At 66.5% G+C, this 18303-nt stretch carries 18 protein-coding genes, 1 tRNA gene and 1 pseudogene; 7 read left to right on the top strand and 13 right to left on the bottom strand.

Annotated elements, in window-relative coordinates; all coding sequences use genetic code 11:
• Positions 1-2 precede the first annotated feature (2 nt).
• The gene (locus TL10_RS22910) at positions 3-1367 is read left to right on the top strand and encodes a neutral zinc metallopeptidase (protein WP_043987489.1); all 1365 of its coding nucleotides are present in this window, start codon (positions 3-5) and stop codon (positions 1365-1367) included.
• Positions 1368-1393: 26 nt separating this feature from the next.
• Positions 1394-1708 (top strand): hypothetical protein, encoded by a 315-nt coding sequence (locus tag TL10_RS22915; protein WP_043391397.1) that lies wholly within the window; start codon positions 1394-1396, stop codon positions 1706-1708.
• Positions 1709-1717: 9 nt separating this feature from the next.
• On the opposite strand, the pseudogene TL10_RS22920 reads toward TL10_RS22915, so the two are convergent.
• The 3 genes and pseudogenes from TL10_RS22920 to TL10_RS22930 form a co-directional block, all read right to left on the bottom strand.
• A pseudogene (locus TL10_RS22920) lies at positions 1718-2235 on the bottom strand (nuclear transport factor 2 family protein).
• Positions 2232-2852 carry a TetR/AcrR family transcriptional regulator gene (locus TL10_RS22925; RefSeq protein WP_043987490.1) on the bottom strand — a complete coding sequence of 207 codons (621 nt, stop codon included), beginning with the start codon at positions 2850-2852 and terminating at the stop codon, positions 2232-2234. Before TL10_RS22925 ends, TL10_RS22920 begins: the two are co-directional and overlap by 4 nt.
• A gap of 2 nt (positions 2853-2854) precedes the next feature.
• Complete coding sequence (locus tag TL10_RS22930; RefSeq protein WP_082068045.1) at positions 2855-3679, bottom strand: SDR family NAD(P)-dependent oxidoreductase; 825 nt, start codon at positions 3677-3679, stop codon at positions 2855-2857.
• 84 nt (positions 3680-3763) lie between these two features.
• On the opposite strand from TL10_RS22930, the gene TL10_RS22935 reads away from it, so the two are divergent.
• Both TL10_RS22935 and TL10_RS22940 read left to right on the top strand, forming a co-directional pair.
• A complete protein-coding gene (locus tag TL10_RS22935) occupies positions 3764-4630 on the top strand; it encodes an LLM class F420-dependent oxidoreductase (protein WP_043987492.1) in 867 nt (288 codons plus the stop codon).
• Entirely contained in the window at positions 4627-5124 is a 498-nt protein-coding gene (locus TL10_RS22940) for a nuclear transport factor 2 family protein (protein ID WP_043987493.1), read from the top strand. Before TL10_RS22935 ends, TL10_RS22940 begins: the two co-directional genes overlap by 4 nt.
• Here TL10_RS22940 and TL10_RS22945 read toward each other — a convergent pair.
• The 10 genes from TL10_RS22945 to TL10_RS22990 all read right to left on the bottom strand — a co-directional run bounded on the left by TL10_RS22945 (position 5121) and on the right by TL10_RS22990 (position 14595).
• Positions 5121-5726, bottom strand: a complete 606-nt coding sequence (locus TL10_RS22945; protein WP_043391920.1) for a TetR/AcrR family transcriptional regulator — start codon at positions 5724-5726, stop codon at positions 5121-5123. The two genes, TL10_RS22940 and TL10_RS22945, sit on opposite strands and share 4 nt — an antisense overlap.
• Positions 5727-5839: 113 nt before the next feature.
• Entirely contained in the window at positions 5840-6895 is a 1056-nt protein-coding gene (locus TL10_RS22950; protein ID WP_043987504.1) for a DUF6670 family protein, read from the bottom strand.
• Between the two features lie 25 nt (positions 6896-6920).
• Entirely contained in the window at positions 6921-7754 is an 834-nt protein-coding gene (locus tag TL10_RS22955; RefSeq protein ID WP_043987505.1) for an SDR family NAD(P)-dependent oxidoreductase, read from the bottom strand.
• Positions 7755-7837: 83 nt separating this feature from the next.
• Entirely contained in the window at positions 7838-8236 is a 399-nt protein-coding gene (locus TL10_RS22960) for a hypothetical protein (protein WP_131630790.1), read from the bottom strand.
• A gap of 159 nt (positions 8237-8395) precedes the next feature.
• The gene (locus tag TL10_RS22965) at positions 8396-10117 is read right to left on the bottom strand and encodes a dipeptide ABC transporter ATP-binding protein (protein ID WP_043391415.1); all 1722 of its coding nucleotides are present in this window, start codon (positions 10115-10117) and stop codon (positions 8396-8398) included.
• Positions 10117-11076, bottom strand: a complete 960-nt coding sequence (locus TL10_RS22970; RefSeq protein WP_043987495.1) for an ABC transporter permease — start codon at positions 11074-11076, stop codon at positions 10117-10119. Before TL10_RS22970 ends, TL10_RS22965 begins: the two co-directional genes overlap by 1 nt.
• A complete protein-coding gene (locus TL10_RS22975; RefSeq protein WP_043987496.1) occupies positions 11069-11995 on the bottom strand; it encodes an ABC transporter permease in 927 nt (308 codons plus the stop codon). The genes TL10_RS22970 and TL10_RS22975 overlap by 8 nt, the downstream gene beginning before the upstream one ends.
• Positions 11996-11998: 3 nt before the next feature.
• Positions 11999-13645, bottom strand: a complete 1647-nt coding sequence (locus TL10_RS22980; protein ID WP_043987506.1) for a peptide ABC transporter substrate-binding protein — start codon at positions 13643-13645, stop codon at positions 11999-12001.
• Positions 13646-13891: 246 nt separating this feature from the next.
• A complete protein-coding gene (locus TL10_RS22985; protein ID WP_043987497.1) occupies positions 13892-14347 on the bottom strand; it encodes an SRPBCC family protein in 456 nt (151 codons plus the stop codon).
• 165 nt (positions 14348-14512) lie between these two features.
• Positions 14513-14595, bottom strand: a tRNA-Leu gene (locus tag TL10_RS22990).
• Between the two features lie 291 nt (positions 14596-14886).
• On the opposite strand from TL10_RS22990, the gene TL10_RS22995 reads away from it, so the two are divergent.
• The 3 genes from TL10_RS22995 to TL10_RS23005 all read left to right on the top strand — a co-directional run.
• The gene (locus tag TL10_RS22995) at positions 14887-16407 is read left to right on the top strand and encodes an FHA domain-containing protein (protein ID WP_043987498.1); all 1521 of its coding nucleotides are present in this window, start codon (positions 14887-14889) and stop codon (positions 16405-16407) included.
• A 124-nt stretch (positions 16408-16531) separates the two neighbouring features.
• Complete coding sequence (locus TL10_RS23000) at positions 16532-16999, top strand: FHA domain-containing protein FhaB/FipA (RefSeq protein WP_043391430.1); 468 nt, start codon at positions 16532-16534, stop codon at positions 16997-16999.
• The coding region (locus tag TL10_RS23005) for a PP2C family protein-serine/threonine phosphatase (protein ID WP_043987499.1) at positions 16996-18303 on the top strand (1308 nt) is incomplete at its 3' end. The genes TL10_RS23000 and TL10_RS23005, both read left to right, overlap by 4 nt.

Below are 18303 nucleotides of genomic sequence, written 5' to 3' on the forward strand. Positions count from 1 at the left end.
CGATGGGAATGCACCGAGCCCTCTGGCGGGCATCTGCGCTATTGGCGGTCTGCACCCTGGCCGTCGCCGGCTGCGGCGAGAAGCAGCTGAAACCTCAAGCGGGTTCGTCGTCGACGACGAAGCCGATGGCCCCGCCGGCCGAGATCCACGGCGACGCATCGGATCCCGTGAACAAGATCGTCGCCCAAGCCATCGGCAACATCGAAAGCTACTGGAAGAGCGAATTTCCCAAGCTCTACGAGAAGGACTACACGCCGGTCAAGGGCGGCTTCTACGCCGTGGACCCGAAGAAGGGCCCGGTGCCGCCGTGTGCGGACTCACCCGCGGACGTTGCCGGCAATGCGTTCTACTGCTCCAAGGGCGACGACGTGGCCTGGGACGCCACGGGGCTGCTACCCGACTTGCAAAAGAAGTTCGGAGACTTCGTCATTCCGCTGGTATTGGCCCACGAGTGGGGCCATGCGATCCAGGCCCGCGCGAACTTCCAGGGCGAGACGGTGACCAAGGAGATCCAGGCCGACTGCTTTGCCGGTGCGTGGGCCGCCCACGCCAAAGACATCTACAACGTCAGCGCCAACGATATGGACTACGCCCTCGCCGGTTTCTTGTTCTTGCGCGATGAACCGGGTACCGCCAAGCACGATCTGAGTGCGCACGGCAGTGGGTTCGACCGGGTGAGCTCGTTCCGCACCGGGTTCGGCAAGGGCCCGAAGGCCTGTGCGGACTATCGCAACGGCGACCCGGTGGTGGTCGAATTGCCGTTCAACGACGCCGCCGATCAGGCCTCCGGGGGCGAGGCTCCGTATGACGCGATAATCGATGGTGTCCCAGCGGATCTCGAGGACTACTTCACGCAGCTGATCCCCGAGCTGACCGACGGCAAGTACGACTGGACTCCGCTGAAGGCACCGCGCAAGATCGATCCTGACAAGGTGCCCGATTGCGGCGGCAAGTCGATGAAGGGTTCGGTCCTGTACTACTGCGTGGACGACGATTACGTCGGCTTCGACAACGTCAAGACGATGCCCGACATCTATGACAGCGGCGGCGATTTCTCGGTGGCGACGCTCATCGCGACACAGTACGGACTGGCGGCGCTGATCCGCATGGGCCAGCCGCAGGACTCGAAGCAGACCTCGCTGCGCGCAGACTGTCTCGCCGGTTCCTGGGCCGCCAGCATCCTGCTCCACAACCGCCCCAACAGCAGATACAGCCTCTCGCCCGGCGACCTGGACAAGGCCGTCGCCGCCCTGCTGCTCTACCGCACCGACGGCGGGGACGTCCAACACCACGGCCAGGGGACCGAACGCATCGACGCCTACCACCGCGGTGTGTACGACGGCGCCAAGCCCTGCCTGACCCTCTGATATCCCGAGATCCGCCAAGGAGCCCCATGACCCATCCCGACCAGACTGCCGTCACCGACGGCGATACACCGGAGGAAGAGACGACCTCGGCCTGGCGTGGCCTGCTGAGGTCGATGCACCCGAAATTCTTCTTTTCGATGGCCGACGGCTATCCCGTTGGTGTCAAACAGTTTCTGCAGTTCTGCCTGCTGCTGATCTACCCCGGCTGGCTGTTTGCGGCCCCACTGTGTGCGGCCATCTACGCCGTCGGGTACGGCGTGCTGTGGGTGTTGTTCTGGCCGGTGCGCGCCTGGATGAAGACGAACCGGCCCGAGGACTACGCGGCCAGTCAGCTGAAATGAGAGTGCGCCCTACCGCCGCTTGAGGAAGTCGAAGAAGTGGGGCGTGGTGTCGACTCGCAGGCGCGTCAGCTTGCGGTAGCTGATCAGCCACTTCCCGTCCGCCAGGCGGTACTGCTCGTGGTAGTGCCCGTAACCGTGCAGATGTTCTTCGATGTCTCCGTTGGTCCACCACAGCTGGTCCTCCATGGCCCAGATTCCGGTGGCGGTGGTGTCACTGGTCAGCTCGATCTCGGGGGTGTGGCCGTGGTGCACGGTCGTGACGGTGGTGCCGCCGTCGAGCAGTGACCGAATGGCCCGCGTCAGTGGCTCTTTGCCGACGACACGGTTTCCACTGCCGGCCTTGGGTGTCCAATTGTTGTTGTCGGGCAACCCATCCCAGGTTTCGGAGACGACGTCGTCGGTGTGCAGCGTCGGATAGATCTCCCACTGCTTGGTGTCCATGCACCGGAGGCGGCGGGCAAAGGTGCGTTTGATGCCTCGATGGCGTGCGCTTGGTCGCCGGTGCTCAGGGTGATGTCGGTGGTCATCGGTCGACCTCATTTCGTCTGGTTCGGGTGCGTCGGCGCCACGGCGCCATGAGCAGCTCACAGGCGCGGCGCATGTCGCGCTCGGCCTGCTCGGGCGTCGTCTCGCCGGTGATGGCCCACGACAGGATGCCGTACGCGCACTGCTCGAGCAGCAGCGCGATCTGCGTCTCATCCGCGGTCGGCGCGGCGATGCCGGCGACACCCAGGATGTTGCTCCGCAGGTTGTAGTCGCCGCTCACAGTCGATTCCGCGCGCCGGGCGTTGACCGAAGTGATCATCGCGCGCGCCAGTTGCGGGCGCGCGAGCATGGTCCGAATGATGCCGGCCATGAGTTCGGTGACGTCGGCGATGGGGTACCCCGTCGTCGGGCCCGGCGGCGCGGCGTTCTGTGTGTAGTGAAAGAGCAACGCCGCGAACAGATGATGCTTGGTGGGGTAGTAGCGGTAGACCGTGGTGATCGAGACCGCGGACTGGTCTGCCACATCCTGCATCCGGACTTCTTCGAGTCCGTGGCGCGCGCCGAGCCGCGCGGCGGTGGCGAGGATGCGGTCGCAGCGGTCGATCTGTGCGGGGGTCCTCGGGGTCGCCGGCTCCCGGTCGAGTGGTGCTCGCGGCATCGCTACTCCGGTGGTCCAGCAGGCGTGCCCTGCAACATCTTCTGGATCATCGCGTGGGACGCCAGCAGCACCTTGCCGCGGTCGCCGGTGGCGTGGACGGCCGGGCTGTCGGCGTGCTTCGAGATGATGTGCACCGGGCCGTTGGCGAGATTCGCCAGGCCTTCACGCGCGACGTCGGCCGGATCGGACGCCGGCATCCCGGGGATGTCGAAATTGAGACCGACCCGCTCCATCGCCGGTGTCTTGGTGAGGCCGAGGACGAGCTCGAGGACGTCCACGTTGTGCTCGCGCAGCTCCAGCCAGAGCCCTTCGGCATATATCCGGCTGAATGCCTTCACACCGCCGTACACGGTGTGCCGCGCCGACCCGAGATGTCCGCTGAGCGACCCGACCAACATCAGTCCGCCGCGGCCGCGCTCGCGCATCGGCGCTCCGAAATGCTGGACCAGCCGCAGCGGCGTGGTGATGTTCAGATCGATGACCCGCTGGAACGCGCCGAGGTCGCCGTCGAGGAACTCCGCGCTGTGGGTGTTGGCGCCCGCGTTGTAGATGAGCAGCCCGACTTCCAGATCAGCTGTCGCGCTGATGATCTGGTCGATGCCGTCGTCGGTGGTGAGGTCGACGGCGAGTTCGCGTACCGCCACGCCCGATTCGCGACACCGGTTCGCGGTGGCCTGCAGTGGACCCGGCTTGCGGGCGATCAACACCAGGTTGATGCCGGCCTGCGCCAGCAGTGCCGCGAACTCGGCGCCGACGCCTTCCGAGCCACCCGCGATGACGGCCCACGGCCCGTACTTGTGCAGCTGCAACGCGTCTTCGCTAGACAAGTTCTCACCCCATATCTAAAATTCATTTTAGTTTTCTGCGTCCGAGGGTATCCGATCCAGACGCCAAGACGGAAGGGCGTGTGCATGCGGATAGGACTGCAGACACCGGTGGTCATCCAAGTTCCGGCCACCGCATCGACGTGGGAAAGAACCGCAGGCGCCGCGGAGATCGGAGAGATCGCCGCCGTGGCCGATCTGCTCGGCGTCGACTATCTCACCTGCTCCGAGCACGTCGTCGTGCCAGTTGATGTCGCGGCCACTCGGGGGTCGACGTACTGGGATCCGTTGGCCACCTTGGCTTTCATCGCCGGGCGGACATCGCGAATTCAGTTGGCGACGTCCGTACTGGTGCTGGGCTACCACCATCCGCTGGAGATCGCCAAGCGCTACGGCACTCTCGACCAGGTCAGCGACGGCCGGCTGATCCTGGGGGTGGGCGTCGGGTCATTGCGTGAAGAGTTCGACCTGTTGGACGCCGCCTGGGACGACCGGGGCGCCCGGGCAGACGAGGCAATGAGTGCCTTGCGTGGGGCCTTGGCCACCAATCACCCAGTGCACCAAGGCAAGTACTACAACTACGACTCCGTCGTCATGGACCCTTGCGCGCTGCAACTGCGGGTACCGATCTGGGTGGGCGGCCGGACCCGGCGTTCGCTTCGCCGCGCCGTCGAGCTCGGGGACGGCTGGATGCCCTTCGGCCTCACGGCAGCCGAGATAGCGACAATGCTTGCAGCCGTGGACCTTCCGGACCCTTTCGACGTCGTGCTCGCCACGGGGCCGCTGGATCCGATGGGCGCACCGCAACAGACACTCGACGAACTCGGTGCGCTCGAAGACGCCGGTGCGACGGCGGCAACGTGCGTCATCGCCTCCCGATCCGCCGCGCACTGCTGCGAACAGCTCGGCGCTTTGGCGGACCTGACGAACCTGCTGGCCACGGAGCAACGGTGACCGAGCAGCGGCTCGCCGAGCTCGAAGCCCGTCTGCGCCGCATCGAAGACGAACGTGCCATCGAGCGGATGATCGCTTCGTACGGACCGCTCGTCGACGCCGGTTCGGCCGACGCCGTCGCCGCGATGTGGGCACCGGACGGGGTGTACGACGTCGAGAACTGGCTCATGACAGGTCGCGACGATGTCGCCGCGATGGTGCGCTCACCCGGTCATCAGGACTTCATCACCACCGGATGCACCCACTTCCTGAGTCCTGCCGTCGTCACCATCCATGGCGACGAGGCAGTCGCGGTCTGTGAGTCGACGCTATTGCTCAGGCGCGCAACGACTTACGAGGCCATCCGCGCCGGCGTCAGCCACTTCCAGCTGAACCGCGCAGCCGAGGCACCGCACGGCTGGCTGATCGTCAAACGCATCACCCGGCTCCTCGATGGGACCGAGCCGCCCCGCAGGTTGTTGGCGGCCGGTATCGACGGACGGGTCGTGACCTAGCCCGTCGTGCTGTCCAGCGTGTGCCCGGCCATGGCCGCCAGGACCCGGTGGGCGCGGGCGACCATCTCAGCGGCGGGCTCCTCGGGATGATTGCGCCAGAACAGCATCAGTGCCGACACCATGTGTTCCCACACGCCGGTGGCGGCGACCAGATCGACGGGATCGGTCAGGCCGACCCCGCCGAGGGACCGCGACACTCCCGCGAACGCCTGCTGGCGCAAGATCGTCCGCTGCTCGCGCGCCGCATCCCGCGCCGGACCCTTCGGGACCGACCGGTCGAACAGCACATGCCAGTCGCCCGGATGCCCCTCGAACGTCGTGAAGATCGCGGCCAGCACCGGCTCACCGGCCGCGGCGCCGGCCCCGGCCAGGTGATCGGGGGACTGGAGCGCGTCGGCGACCGCCTGCTCGATCTGATTTCCGATCCTGGTGACGCACGCGGCGTACACCGCCTCTTTGGACCCGAAGTAGCTGATGATCAGGGTCTTGGAGACCTCGGCCTGCGCGGCGATGGCAGCCAGCGACGCACCCGCGTAGGTGGCCCGGCTGAATTCGGCGATTGCCGCCTCGACGATCAGCTGCTCACGCTCGCCGCGCGGCACCCCTTTGGTGCCGGTTCTGCCGCTGACGGGCCGCGTGGTCATCGTGACAGCCTAATCAGGCTTGTCGGGTGTTCGAACCGTTGTTGACCGGTGCCCGGGACGAACAGGCCGATTCAGTGCGGCTGAACGTCGATCCACTCCAGATATGCACTGCCCGAAACTGATCCGGTACCCCAGGTACCGGTATACGAGTAGGCGGCGGCGTATCCCGGTCCGTGGCCGTGGCGCCACGGCGAGTCGACGGTGCCGATCAGGGCCAGAATCTCACGGCCGCCGTCGCGCACCGACCACTTGAACTTGCGGGGCCTTCGCATGGTGTTGCCGCGGTCGTCGACCAGTGGCTCGCCGTACTCGGTGACCGCGAAGTGGACGTCGGAGTACACCTCGGTTTCACCACCGAGGACTCGTACGTGAGCCAACTTGCAGGCAGTCCGGCCCCGGGCCCGGACGTCGGTCAGCAGCACCTGAGTGCGCTCATCGAGGTTGATGATCTGGTAGGTGAAGAAGTCCATCGGCAGTTTGAACCGGGCCGGCACCGGACTGCGGGTAAGCGCCTGGTGCGTACGGATTCTCGCGTACTCGAAGGTGCCGAGACCGCTGACGTCGACGCCGTCGACGGTGCCCGCATACGGCGCGAGCAGGCTCAGATGGTCGTACACCGGCGATTTCACGAAGTACGAAACCTGATCTGTGACATCGAGTTTCAGATCGACGTCGAACTGCGGGTAGCGGCCGCGTACGACGACGTGGGGCAACGCCACATCGATGGCCAGGTCCTCGGCCCAGCGCAGCCGGCGGCCGTCGGCGGTGAACGAACAGTCAGTGTGCATGTCGTAGGCCCGATAGAAGCGCTGGTCCGCATGTGCCGTCGACGAGAAGACCGTGGACGTATCGCGCGCATCGGGCGCCGCGAGGTGGTCGAGGTCGAACAGTTCGGTACCCGATGCGCCCAGCAGCGTCATCGTGTTGAGGTAGCGGTACGGCTCCGGCAGGTCCGGGACGAACACCCCGAAATGCGTTACGCCCCAGGCGCGCGAGACATCATGGGGTTTGAGAATCTCAGGGGCATCGAACGGCAGGCGCGACGCCGGCAGCCGGCTGTCGACCAGCGGCAGCAGGCCGTCGATGACGACGCGCGACAGCGCGCGGGAGACCAGGTGCTTGTTCATCGGATCCTTCGAGTTGCGGCCGGGGCTACGTGAGCGCCGCGAGGGCACGGTCGGCCGTAGCAGGGGAGATGAGATCGATCGTCGGTAGGACCGCACGCAGGACCGCCGGGCTGACTTCCACCGGCTGATGCGTGACCGCGCGGACGATCCAGCGTCCCGCTTCTTCCGCCGAAAGTGCTGCGGCGCTTTCGTATTCGGCAGTGGGCGCGATCATCTCGGTGCGGACCAGCGGGAAGTAGACATTGGTGGCGCTGATGCCGGGGTGGGGCCGCTCGGCGTTGAGGCTGCGGCCGAAGATCGCCAGCGCGCTCTTCGAGGCCGCATAGGCGGAGAATCGCGGAAATGTGTTGGCGTGCAGGCCCCACGTGCAGATGTTGATGACCTGACCGCGGCCGCGTTCGATCATGCCGGGCAGCAGGCCCAGGCTCAGCTGGACGGCCGCGAGGTAGTTGAGGGACATCGTGCGCTGGTAGTCGTGCAACCGGTCGGTGGCGTCGGCGATGCTGCGGCGGATCGAGTGGCCGGCGTTGTTCACGAGGACGTCCACCCGCTGATCGGCAAGCTCGGTCAGCAGTCGGGCAGTGGCGTCCTGGTCCGCGAGATCGCAGGTGCGCCAAGAGCATCCGGTCTCGGCGGCCAGGCTCCGCAGTTCGTCTTCGCGACGGGCGACGGCGATGACCGTGGCGCCACGGGCGCTGAGCTGGGTGACCGCCTGTCGGCCGATTCCGGCCGAGGCGCCCGTCAGCACGATGGTCAGATCACTGACGTCGCGACCCGGGCCGGCCAGCGCGGCGTCGAGCCGCTCGGGCAGCAGCGTCCGACGCTGGACGAGATCCATAACGACATTACGAATGGACATGACTTCCTCCCACACGGTGTTCTCACCGGGACTCGGCCGATATTACCATGCGGTCACTTTTGCTGATGTGGCACGCACTGGCGCTACGCCGCGCCGATGACGGACCCGGCCATCCACAGCGGCGGCTCACAGTGGTCGCCGAGCGCAGCGTGCGGATTCATCGCACTCCAGCGCTGACGGCGCGTCATCCGGTCGTAGTGCTCGTCGGCGACCGACTTCAGGAAGTCCACGCTGCCGCTCATGAAATCCAGTCCGTACCCGGTCAGCACATACGCGGGCAGGCTCGGCGTGAACTGCTCGGAGATGTCGTACCGCTCGCAGCGGTGGTGTGTCCCGCGGTGATCAGTACTGGCTGTCCACTGCAGCACCGACGGCCGGCGCCAGGACGTCGCCGTCGCCTCGACCCCGGTGTACCAATCGACGCCGGCGGCGGGCGCGACCCGGGTCGGCGCCGGGATTTCGTAGACGATCTTTGTCTCCACGCCGATCACTCCGCTCGCCGACCGAAATTCGTGTACCGAGTGTGGGCACTGGTCCCGTGGTCGAGGAAGAGTTGCCGGCTCGATCAGCCCGGTTCCTCGCACAAATCAAAGATTGGGCCCGCGAGTGTGAGGGCGGACAGCAACCGATCACAGGACGGATCAGCCGGCGAGCTCGATCGTCCCGCCCGGGATCGCGTCGATCAACATTCGGGTGTAGTCGGACGTCGGGTTCTCGTACACCTGGTCCGTAGGCCCGGAATCCACCACCTCGCCGCGGGACATCACGATCACGTTGTGAGCGATCTCCTTCACCACCGCCAGGTCGTGGGTGATGAACAGGTAACTCAGGCCGAGCTCGTTCTGCAGCTCGCTCAGTAGCGTGAGGATCTGCGCCTGCACCAGGACGTCCAGCGCGGAAACCGCTTCGTCGCACACCACCACCTCCGGGTTGAGGGCGAGCGCGCGGGCAATCGCGACGCGCTGCCGCTGACCGCCGGACAGCTCGTTGGGGAAGCGCTGCATGACCGACTGCGGCAGCGCGACCAGGTCCAGCAGTTCCTTCACTCGGGCGGTGCGGGAGGACTTGTCTCCGATGCCGTGGATGTTCAGCGGCTCGGCGATCGCCCGGTAGATGGAGTACATCGGATCCAGCGACCCGTACGGGTTCTGGAACACCGGCTGTACCCGGCGTCGGAACTCCTTCGCTTCGGCGCCGCGCAGCGACGTGACGTCCTTCCCGTCAAAGTGCACCGTGCCCGAGGTCGCCTCCAACAGTCCCAGCACCATGCGCGCCACCGTCGACTTTCCCGAGCCGGACTCGCCGACCACCGCGGTGGTCGTCCCGCGCCGCAGGGTGAAACTCACATCGTTCACGGCACGAAAGGTCGAGCCGCCGCTGAAGGGGACGGCACCACGGATCGGGAATTCCTTGACCAGGTTCGCCGCGACCACGACGTCCTGGGGACCCGACGACGGGCGCTCGGGTTCGGCGATGGTGCCGGTCACCTTGACCTCCAGCGCCTGGTCGCCAAGGAGTGCACCCTGGTCCAAATCGGTGTGGGCACGCCGGGCAGCCAAGGAGGGCGCCGCGCGCACCAACCGCTTGGTGTACTCGTGGTGTGGGTCCTGCAGGATCTGCAGGGCGGGTCCCGACTCCACCACCCGCCCCTTGTACATGACGACCAGGTGGCTGGCGCGTTCCGCGGCCAAGCCGAGGTCGTGCGTGATGAGGAGGACCGCCGTGCCGAGCTCGGTGGTCAAATCCTCGAGATGGTCCAGGATCTGCCGCTGCACGGTCACGTCCAGGGCCGAGGTCGGCTCGTCGGCGATCAGCAGCTTCGGCCGGCACGCGAGTCCGATCGCGATCAGCGCCCGCTGCCGCATGCCGCCCGAGTACTCGTGCGGGAACTGATTGACTCGCTTGTCGGGGTCGCGCATGCCTGCCTCGCTGAGCAGCGCGATCGCGCGTTTGCGCGCGTCGCCCCGTTTCCCCGCACCATTCGCCTGCAGGGTTTCGCGGATCTGGAATCCGACGCGCCACACCGGGTTGAGGTTGGTGTTGGGGTCCTGCGGGACCAGACCGACGCCGCTGCCCCGGACCTTCTCAAAGTCGCGGCGGGACGCGACGGCCAAGTCCTGGCCGTCGAAAAGGATCTGACCGCCGGTCACCTTGCCGGTCCCCGGCAACAGACCGAGCACCGCGGCGGCCGTGGTGGATTTGCCTGACCCGGACTCCCCGACGATGGCCACCGTTTGCCCCGGGTAAACGGTGAGGCTCACATCTCGCACCGCGGGCACCGACTTGTTCTGCGCCCGGAACTCGACCTGCAGGTCGCGGATGTCGAGCAGCGGCGCGGATCCGTCCTTCGACGTCTGGGGCATCAGCAGGTCCTCGCCTTCGGGTCCAGCGCGTCGCGCAGCACGTCACCGAGCATCATGAAGGTGAGCACGGTGATCGCCAGCGCCGCCGCGGGGTAAAACAGGATCGGCGTGCCCTCGCGGAGCAGTTGCTGCCCGGCCGCGATGTCGATGCCCCACGACACCGCCGTGGACGGTAATCCGATGCCGAGATACGACAGGGTCGCTTCGGTGACGATGAAGATGCCCAGCGAGATGGTGCCGACCACGATCACCGGACCCAGCGCGTTGGGTATGACGTGGGTGAACAGGGTGCGAACCCGGGACGCTCCCAGCGACCGCGCCGCCGTGATGAACTCCTCGTTGCGGACCGCGATCGCGGCCGATCGGGCAATGCGTGCGATCTGCGGCCAGCTGAAGATCGCGAGCACGATCACCACGGTGAAGACGGTGCGCGAGCTGATCATCTGCATCGTGACCACCGCCGCCAGGATCAGCGGGATACCGAAGAAGATGTCCGCCAGCCGCGCGATCACCGAGTCGATCCAGCCACCGAAGAACCCGGCTACGCTGCCGAGCAGGCCGCCGATCAGGACCACGACGATCGTGGTCAGTACGCCCACCGCCACCGAAGCACGGGCGCCGTAGATCGTTCGGGTGTAGATGTCGTAACCCTGCCGGTCGGTCCCGAACCAGTGCTCGGAGCTGGGCGGGAGCAGCGACTGCTCGAGCGAACCATAGTGCGGGTCCTGACTGGTGAACAGTCCTGGGAAGAGCACGACGACCACGATCATGGCCAGCAGCACCATCGACACGATGAACTCCGGCTTGCTGCGCAGCTCCAGCCACGCCGACTTCCAGAAACCAGCGGGATGCACGTCGGCGGCAACCGCGTCGACCGCGGCGACGCTCACCGCGTCAGGGCCCGCGACGAAACGCTCCTGGCCGGGGTACCGGGTGGGTTGGGTCGGGGTCTCAGGCATAGCGGATCCTCGGGTCGAGGGCGGCGGACAGCAGGTCGACCACCACGTTGGACGCCAGGTAGATGAGCACGAGCACGGTGACAAAGGACACGACGGTCGACGACTCGCCCCGGATCACTGCCTGATAGATGGTTCCGCCCACTCCCGGAATGTTGAAGATGCCCTCGGTGACGATCGCGCCGCCCATCAGCACACCGAGGTCGGCGCCGAGAAACGTCACCACCGGGATCAGCGAGTTACGGAGCACGTGCACCACGATCACCCGCGGGCGGGACAGCCCCTTCGCCGTGGCGGTCCGCACGTAGTCCGCCGAGAGGTTCTCCGCGATCGACGAGCGGGTCAGCCGGACAACATATGCGAACGACACCGCACCGAGCACGAATCCGGGCAGCAGCAGGTGATAGAGGTCGAGGTGGCCGCCGACGGTGACGGGGAAGATCTGCCAGCGCACACCGAACAGGTACTGAGCCGCAAAGCCGATCACGAAGATCGGGACGGCGACGATGAGCAGCGTCACGATCAGGATCGTGGTGTCGACCCACTTGCCCTTGTTCAAACCCGCGAGGACGCCGAACGTCACACCGAACACCGCCTCGACGGCGATCGCGATGAGCGCGAGGTCGACCGTGACGGGGAAGGCGCGCTTCATCACGTCGAACACCGGCTGGCCCGAGAAGGAGGTGCCGAAGTCCAACCGGAACACTCCGCTGATGTAGTGCCAGTACTGCAGGTAGAACGGCTGGTCCAAGTGATACTGCGCGCGCAGCGTCGCGATCAGCGCGGGCGACATGGGCTTGCCGCCGCCCAGCGCGGAGATCGGGTCGGCGGGCAGCAGGAAGACGAGCGCATAGATCAGGAAAGTGGCGCCGAAGAACACGATCACCAGCTGCCCGAGCCGGCTCAATCCGTATCTCAGCATCGGTTACCCCTTGGTGCTCTCGGCAACGTCGCCCTTGGTGATCTGGGTGAAATCGGCCAGACCGTTCCAGGTCAGCTGGGCCTTCACTCCCGGCCCGACGCCGCCGGCAGCGGTGTAATCCCAGAGCGGGATCACCGGGAGGTCGTGCATCAGGATCGCCTGGGCCCGATTGACCAGTGCATACGACTGGTTCGGATCGAGCGCCCGTTCGGCCTCGATCAGCTTCGCGTCGAAAGCCGGTGAGCTGTAGACGGGGTCGTTGGAGCCTGCGCCGGTGACGAACTGGGGCTGCAGGAACTCGATCATCGACGGGTAGTCGCCCTGCCACCCGCTTCGGAACGCGGTCCGAATGGTCCGCTTGGTGATTGCGTCCCGGACCTGCTTGAACGTCGGCTGCGGAGCGCCGTGCGCGTCGATGCCGAGCGTGTTCTTCACCTGATTCGACACCGCGTCGATCCACGTCTGGTGATCGCCGTCGGAGTTGTACGCGACCTCGAACGATCCCGACCACGGCGCGATCGCGTTGGCCTGCGCCCACAGCTGCTTGGCTTTGACCGGATCGAACTTCAACACATCGTTGCCCGGGATGTTCGGGTCCCAGCCCGGTAGCGACCGGGCGGTGAAGTCCTGCGCCGCGCCGCGGGCGCCGCGGAAGATCGCCTTGATGATCTCGGGCCGGTTGATCGCCATCGAAATCGCCGCGCGCCGTAGGCGACCTTCCTCGCCGCTGAAATGCGGTAGGTAATACGGGATTCCGAGCTGCATGTTCTGGGCGGTCGGTTTGGTCAACGCCCGGCTCCCGAGCACCTTCTGATAGGTGCCCAACGCACTCACCGGCACCGTGTCGAGCACGTCGAGGTTGCCGGACTCGAGGTCGGTGTAGGCGGTGTCGAAGCTGCTGTAGAAGATGAAGCTCAGGCCACCGTTCTTCGGTTTGTCCGGACCCTTGTAATTCGGGTTGCGCACCACGTCGAGCTTGACGTTGTGCAGCCAGGCGTCCGGGCCCTTCAGCATGTACGGGCCGTTCCCGACGGGATGCTCGCCGAACTTGGCCGCGCCCTCGGTGAAGAACACATCGGGCAATGGCTTGAAGGGCGTAAACCCGAGCCCCAGCTTGAAGTCGATGTTGGGGCTGGTGAGGCGCACCGTGAAGGTGTAGTCGTCCACCACCTTCAAGCCCGACATCTCGGTCAGCGCGGACCCCTCGGCGGCGACGCCGTCGTATCCCTCGATCGGCGAGAAGAAGCTCTGCTGCAGCTGCCCATTGACGGTGGCCGCACCGAAATTCCAAGCGCGGACGTAGTTTTCGGCCCGCACCGGGGTGCCGTCGGTGAAGGTCCAGTCCCGTACGAGGTGAACCGTGTAGTGCTGGTTGTCGGTGGTGTCCACGGACTCCGCGTTCGCCAACATCGGCGTGCCGTCGGCGGTGTAGCTGTAGAGCCCCGTGAACAACGAATCGACGACGCGACCGCCCATGTTCTCGTTGGTGTTGGTGGGCACCAGGCCGTTCTGCGGTTCACCACCGTTGACGGTGATGATCGCGTCCGGGCCGGTGCCATAGTTGCCGCGTGCACCTTCCAGGCTGCACCCCGATGCGGCCAGCACCGCGCCCGTCACCGCCGCGCACAATGCCCTTGCTGCCCATTTCACCTCGGACCTCCGATCGCGGGCCTTCACATTCCCACAGCTCGATCCCCTCGGCCAGGCAGAGAACGTCAAGTGCGAGCCGTCGTGCTCGCGTAGGACGAGGGGATCGATACATCCTCGTCGCGGCGAATGGCGGCCACCCGAAAGCCACTGGCGCAGATACGCCCGACGAGTTCGACCTTCACGGACGATTCCGCTGATTGCACTAGAGACGGTCAGCCGCTCGTGACCTAGATGCCCACGACACCGTCAGGCCGTCTCGACCTCAGCCTTGATCCGGTTGAGCGTGGTGGTCATGTCCCGGATGTTGCGCCGGGTGCGCAATTGGCCACCGAAGATGCCGAACACCGTGTCGAGCAGGCCAGGCGTCATCCAGAACGACTCGGTGACATCCGTGCCGTCACCGGCAGACGCGAGAGCGTAATGCCAATTGTTTACCGCCTTATCGCCGGCAAGCACCGCGAAGCCGAACTCACGACCGGGTTCGCAAGCCGTGACACGGCACGTCGTCCAATAGATCGGCCCGATCTCGTTGCGCTTGACGTGGCCGCGGAACCGCGCGCCGAGTGCCGGTCCGGTCGCCCCGTCCAGCCATTCAGATTCGAACACCTCCGGCGAGTATTTCGGAGTGTTGCGAATGTCGGCGATCAGGTTCCAGACCTGATCGGCCGGCGCATTCATGTGCACGGTAACCGCACCTTTCATGGCGCGATCCTATCGATCAGTACCGCCCGGCAGGCCGCTTCACGTCAGGCCCACGAGTGTGAGGGCTGTGCACGAATTCGGGCCGGTTCACCTGCACAGCCCTCACAGTCATGCTCGACAAAGCAAAAGCCGCGAATCCGAACCGGATTCGCGGCTTTCGTTGAGTGGGCGAAGGGGGACTTGAACCCCCACGTCCCGAAGGACACTGGCACCTGAAGCCAGCGCGTCTGCCATTCCGCCACTCGCCCCAAACAACTGGGAGAGACTATCACCACCCCTACCCCCGGCTCCAAATCCGCCGCTGACCAGTGGCTTCCGGACCAGCCAACCTGGGCGCCGAGGGTGCCGCGAGAGCTCGAGACCGCACGAGCGGATCGCCTGGCGGCACGCCCCACACCGCCTGACCAGCGCCTTTCGAATTCTCACGATTCTGTTGGTCACGTATTACAAGGTCAGGCCGATACCATGCGTAACGGTGGTGTCCGGAGTTATTGCGCGCATCACATCTGGAGTACCGAGACGAGGCGAGGCAGGGGGACATGGGTCTGGTCGACCGGTTCGAGCGCAAGCTCGAGACCACGGTCGGAGACGCTTTTGCCCGCGTCTTCGGGGGGTCGATCGCACCCCCGGAAGTCGAGGCCGCGTTACAGCGGGAAGCCGAATCGCGTGCCCACGATGTCGGCGGCGGCCGTATTTTGGCACCGAACGAATACGTCATTACGCTCAGTTACACCGATTTCGAGAAGGTAAACGCCGATCCTGACCTCACACCCAGTGCTTTTGCCAAACACCTTGAGGGATTCGTCCATGAGCGGGGATGGCAAACGTATGGTGAGGTGGTCGTCAGGTTTGAGCCGTCACCTGGCCTTCACACCGGCCAATTCCGCGCCCACGGCGTGGTCAACCCCGACTCAACCGCCGGGCCAGCGCGGCCGGCGGCACCCAGCGACCGCGTGCACACCGCAGAACCAGGAGTACCAACGATGACTGACAACCCGACCCACCGCCCCGGCCAGGGACAGGGCCAGCCAGGCGACGAGTACGACTACGGACGGCAGCCCGAAGAGCAGCGCGGTCAGCAGTACCCGCAGGACCCGAACCAGGGCTACGGCCAGCCCCCGCAGGGTTACGGACAGCAGGGCGGCTACGGCGCACCGCAGGGTGGCCCCGGTTACGGGCAGCAGGGCGGCTACGGACAGCCGGGTGACCAGGCCGGTTACGGCGCGGGCCCGTCCGGATACGGCCAGGGCGGCTACGGCGGCCCGCAGGGTGGTCCTCCCGGACCGCCGCCCGTCGGCGGCCCGCAGGGCGGCTACGGCCAGCCCGAGCAGGGCTACGGACAGCAGAACTACGGCCAGCAGCCCGAGCAGGGTTACGGCGGCCCGCAGGGCGGCTACGGCCAGCAGCCCCAGCAGGGCGGTTACGGACAGCCCGAGCAGAACTACGGCCAGCCCGGCTACGGCCAGCAGCCCCAGCAGAACTACGGCCAGCCCGACCAGGGCTACGGCCAGCCCCAGCAGAACTACGGCCAGCCGAGCTACGGCCAGCCTGCGGGCCAGGGCGGCTACGGCGAGCAGAACTATGGCCAGCCGCAGCAGGGCTATGGACAGCCCCCCGCCGATCAGGGCTACGCGCAGCCCGATCAGGGTTACGGCCAGCCTCCGGCCCAGGCCGGTTACGGCGAGCAGGGTTACGGCGGCGGCGCGGGTGCCGGCTACGCCGAGCCCGAGTACGGCCAGCCGGGCGGATACGCCGGTGGCTACGGTGCCGCCGGTGCGAACGTCACCCTGCAGCTCGATGACGGCAGCGGCCGCACCTACCAGTTGCGCGAAGGCGCGAACGTCATCGGCCGTGGCCAGGACGCGCAGTTCCGCCTACCCGACACCGGCGTCTCGCGCCGGCACCTCGAGATCCGTTGGGACGGCCACACCGCGCTGCTCTCGGACCTGAACTCGACCAACGGCACCACCGTCAACAACGCCCCGGTTCAGGAGTGGCAGCTGGCCGACGGCGACGTCATCCGGGTGGGTCATTCCGAGATCGTGGTCCGCGTTCACTGAGCTCGGTTTCCGTCACCGGCCGGATCATGTGCGCACCGGCCGGTGACCGCCAAAGTATCGTGACGATGCCGACGGCTACCGGGCACCGGGCCCAGCCTCGACGCGGCAACGGAGAGGACGTCGGATGCAGGGGTTAGTTCTGCAGCTGACGCGGGTCGGTTTCCTGCTGTTGCTCTGGCTTTTCATCTGGTCGGTGCTGCGCGTGCTGCGCACCGACATCTACGCACCCACCGGAGCCGTCATGGTGCGGCGCGGTCTGGCGTTCCGGGGCACCCTGCTGCCCAACCGGGACCGACGCCGGTACGCGCGCCAGTTGGTGGTGACCGAAGGTGCCCTGCAGGGCACCCGGATCACCCTGACCAGCCAGCCCGTTCTGATCGGCCGGGCCGACGACTCCACCCTGGTGCTCACCGACGACTACGCCTCGACACGGCACGCCCGGCTGTCGCCGAGAGGCTCCGAGTGGTACGTCGAAGACCTAGGATCGACCAACGGTACATACCTGGACAGGGCGAAAGTGACGACGGCGGTAAGGGTTCCAATGGGAACGCCGGTTCGAATCGGCAAGACGGTAATTGAGCTGCGCCCGTGACACTTGTACTCCGATATGCCGCGCGCAGCGACCGCGGCCTGGTCCGCGCCAACAACGAGGACTCCGTCTACGCGGGGGCCCGCCTGCTCGCGCTGGCCGACGGCATGGGCGGCCACGCCGCGGGTGAAGTTGCCTCGCAACTGGTCATCGCAGCGCTGGCCCACTTGGACGACGACGAACCCGGCGGCGACCTGCTGGCCAAGCTGAACGATGCCGTCCACGACGGCAATGCGGCCATCGCCGCCCACGTCGAAGCCGATCCCGAGCTCGAGGGCATGGGCACGACCCTGAGCGCCATCTTGTTCGCGGGCACGCGCCTCGGCATGGTGCACATCGGCGACTCCCGCGGCTACCTGATGCGCGACGGCGAGCTGACCCAGATCACCAAGGACGACACCTTCGTCCAGACCCTGGTCGACGACGGCCGGATCACCGCCGAAGAGGCCCACAGCCACCCGCAACGCTCGTTGATCATGAAGGCGCTGACCGGCCATGAGGTCGAGCCGACGCTGACCATGCGCGAGGCCCGCGCCGGTGACCGCTACCTGCTGTGCTCGGACGGACTGTCCGACCCGGTCAGCCACGAGACCATCCAGGCCGCCATGCAGATCCCGGACGTCGTGGACTGTGCCGACCGGCTCATCGAGCTGGCGCTGCGCGGCGGCGGCCCGGACAACGTCACCGTCGTCGTGGCGGACGTCGTCGACTACGAGTACGGCCAGACCGCACCCATCCTGGCGGGCGCGGTGTCGGGTCAGGACGACGACACCTTGCCGCCCAACACCGCGGCCGGACGTGCCTCCGCCTTCAACCCGAAGCGCACGGCCGCAGCGGCGAAAAAGCCTGTGCCGCAACCTGATCCGCCGCCGAGGAAGAGCCACATCCGGCGTAACCTGATCATCGGCGCGATCCTGCTGATCCTGCTGCTCGTCAGCGGACTGGCCGTCGGGCGCTACATGATCCGCAGCAACTACTACGTCGCCGGCTACAACGGCTCGGTCTACATCATGCGCGGCGTGCCGGGCTCGCTGCTCGGACTGCCGCTGCAGGATCCCTACCTGCTGGCCTGCCTGGACACCCACTCCGAGATGACGATCATCGGCGTCGACGACACCCGCGCGGGCTGCCAGCCCATGAAGGTCTCCGACCTGCGCGAGTCCGGCCGGGCCCAGGTCACCGCCGGCCTGCCGACCGGCACCGTCGACGACGCCATCCGTCAGCTCAAGGAACTCAGCCGCAGCTCGCTGCTGCCGTTGTGCGCGCCGCACGTCGCCACCCCGCCGGCGGCACCCGCACCCATCCCC

This window comes from Mycolicibacterium llatzerense (assembly GCF_000878195.1).
Classification (GTDB): domain Bacteria; phylum Actinomycetota; class Actinomycetes; order Mycobacteriales; family Mycobacteriaceae; genus Mycobacterium; species Mycobacterium llatzerense.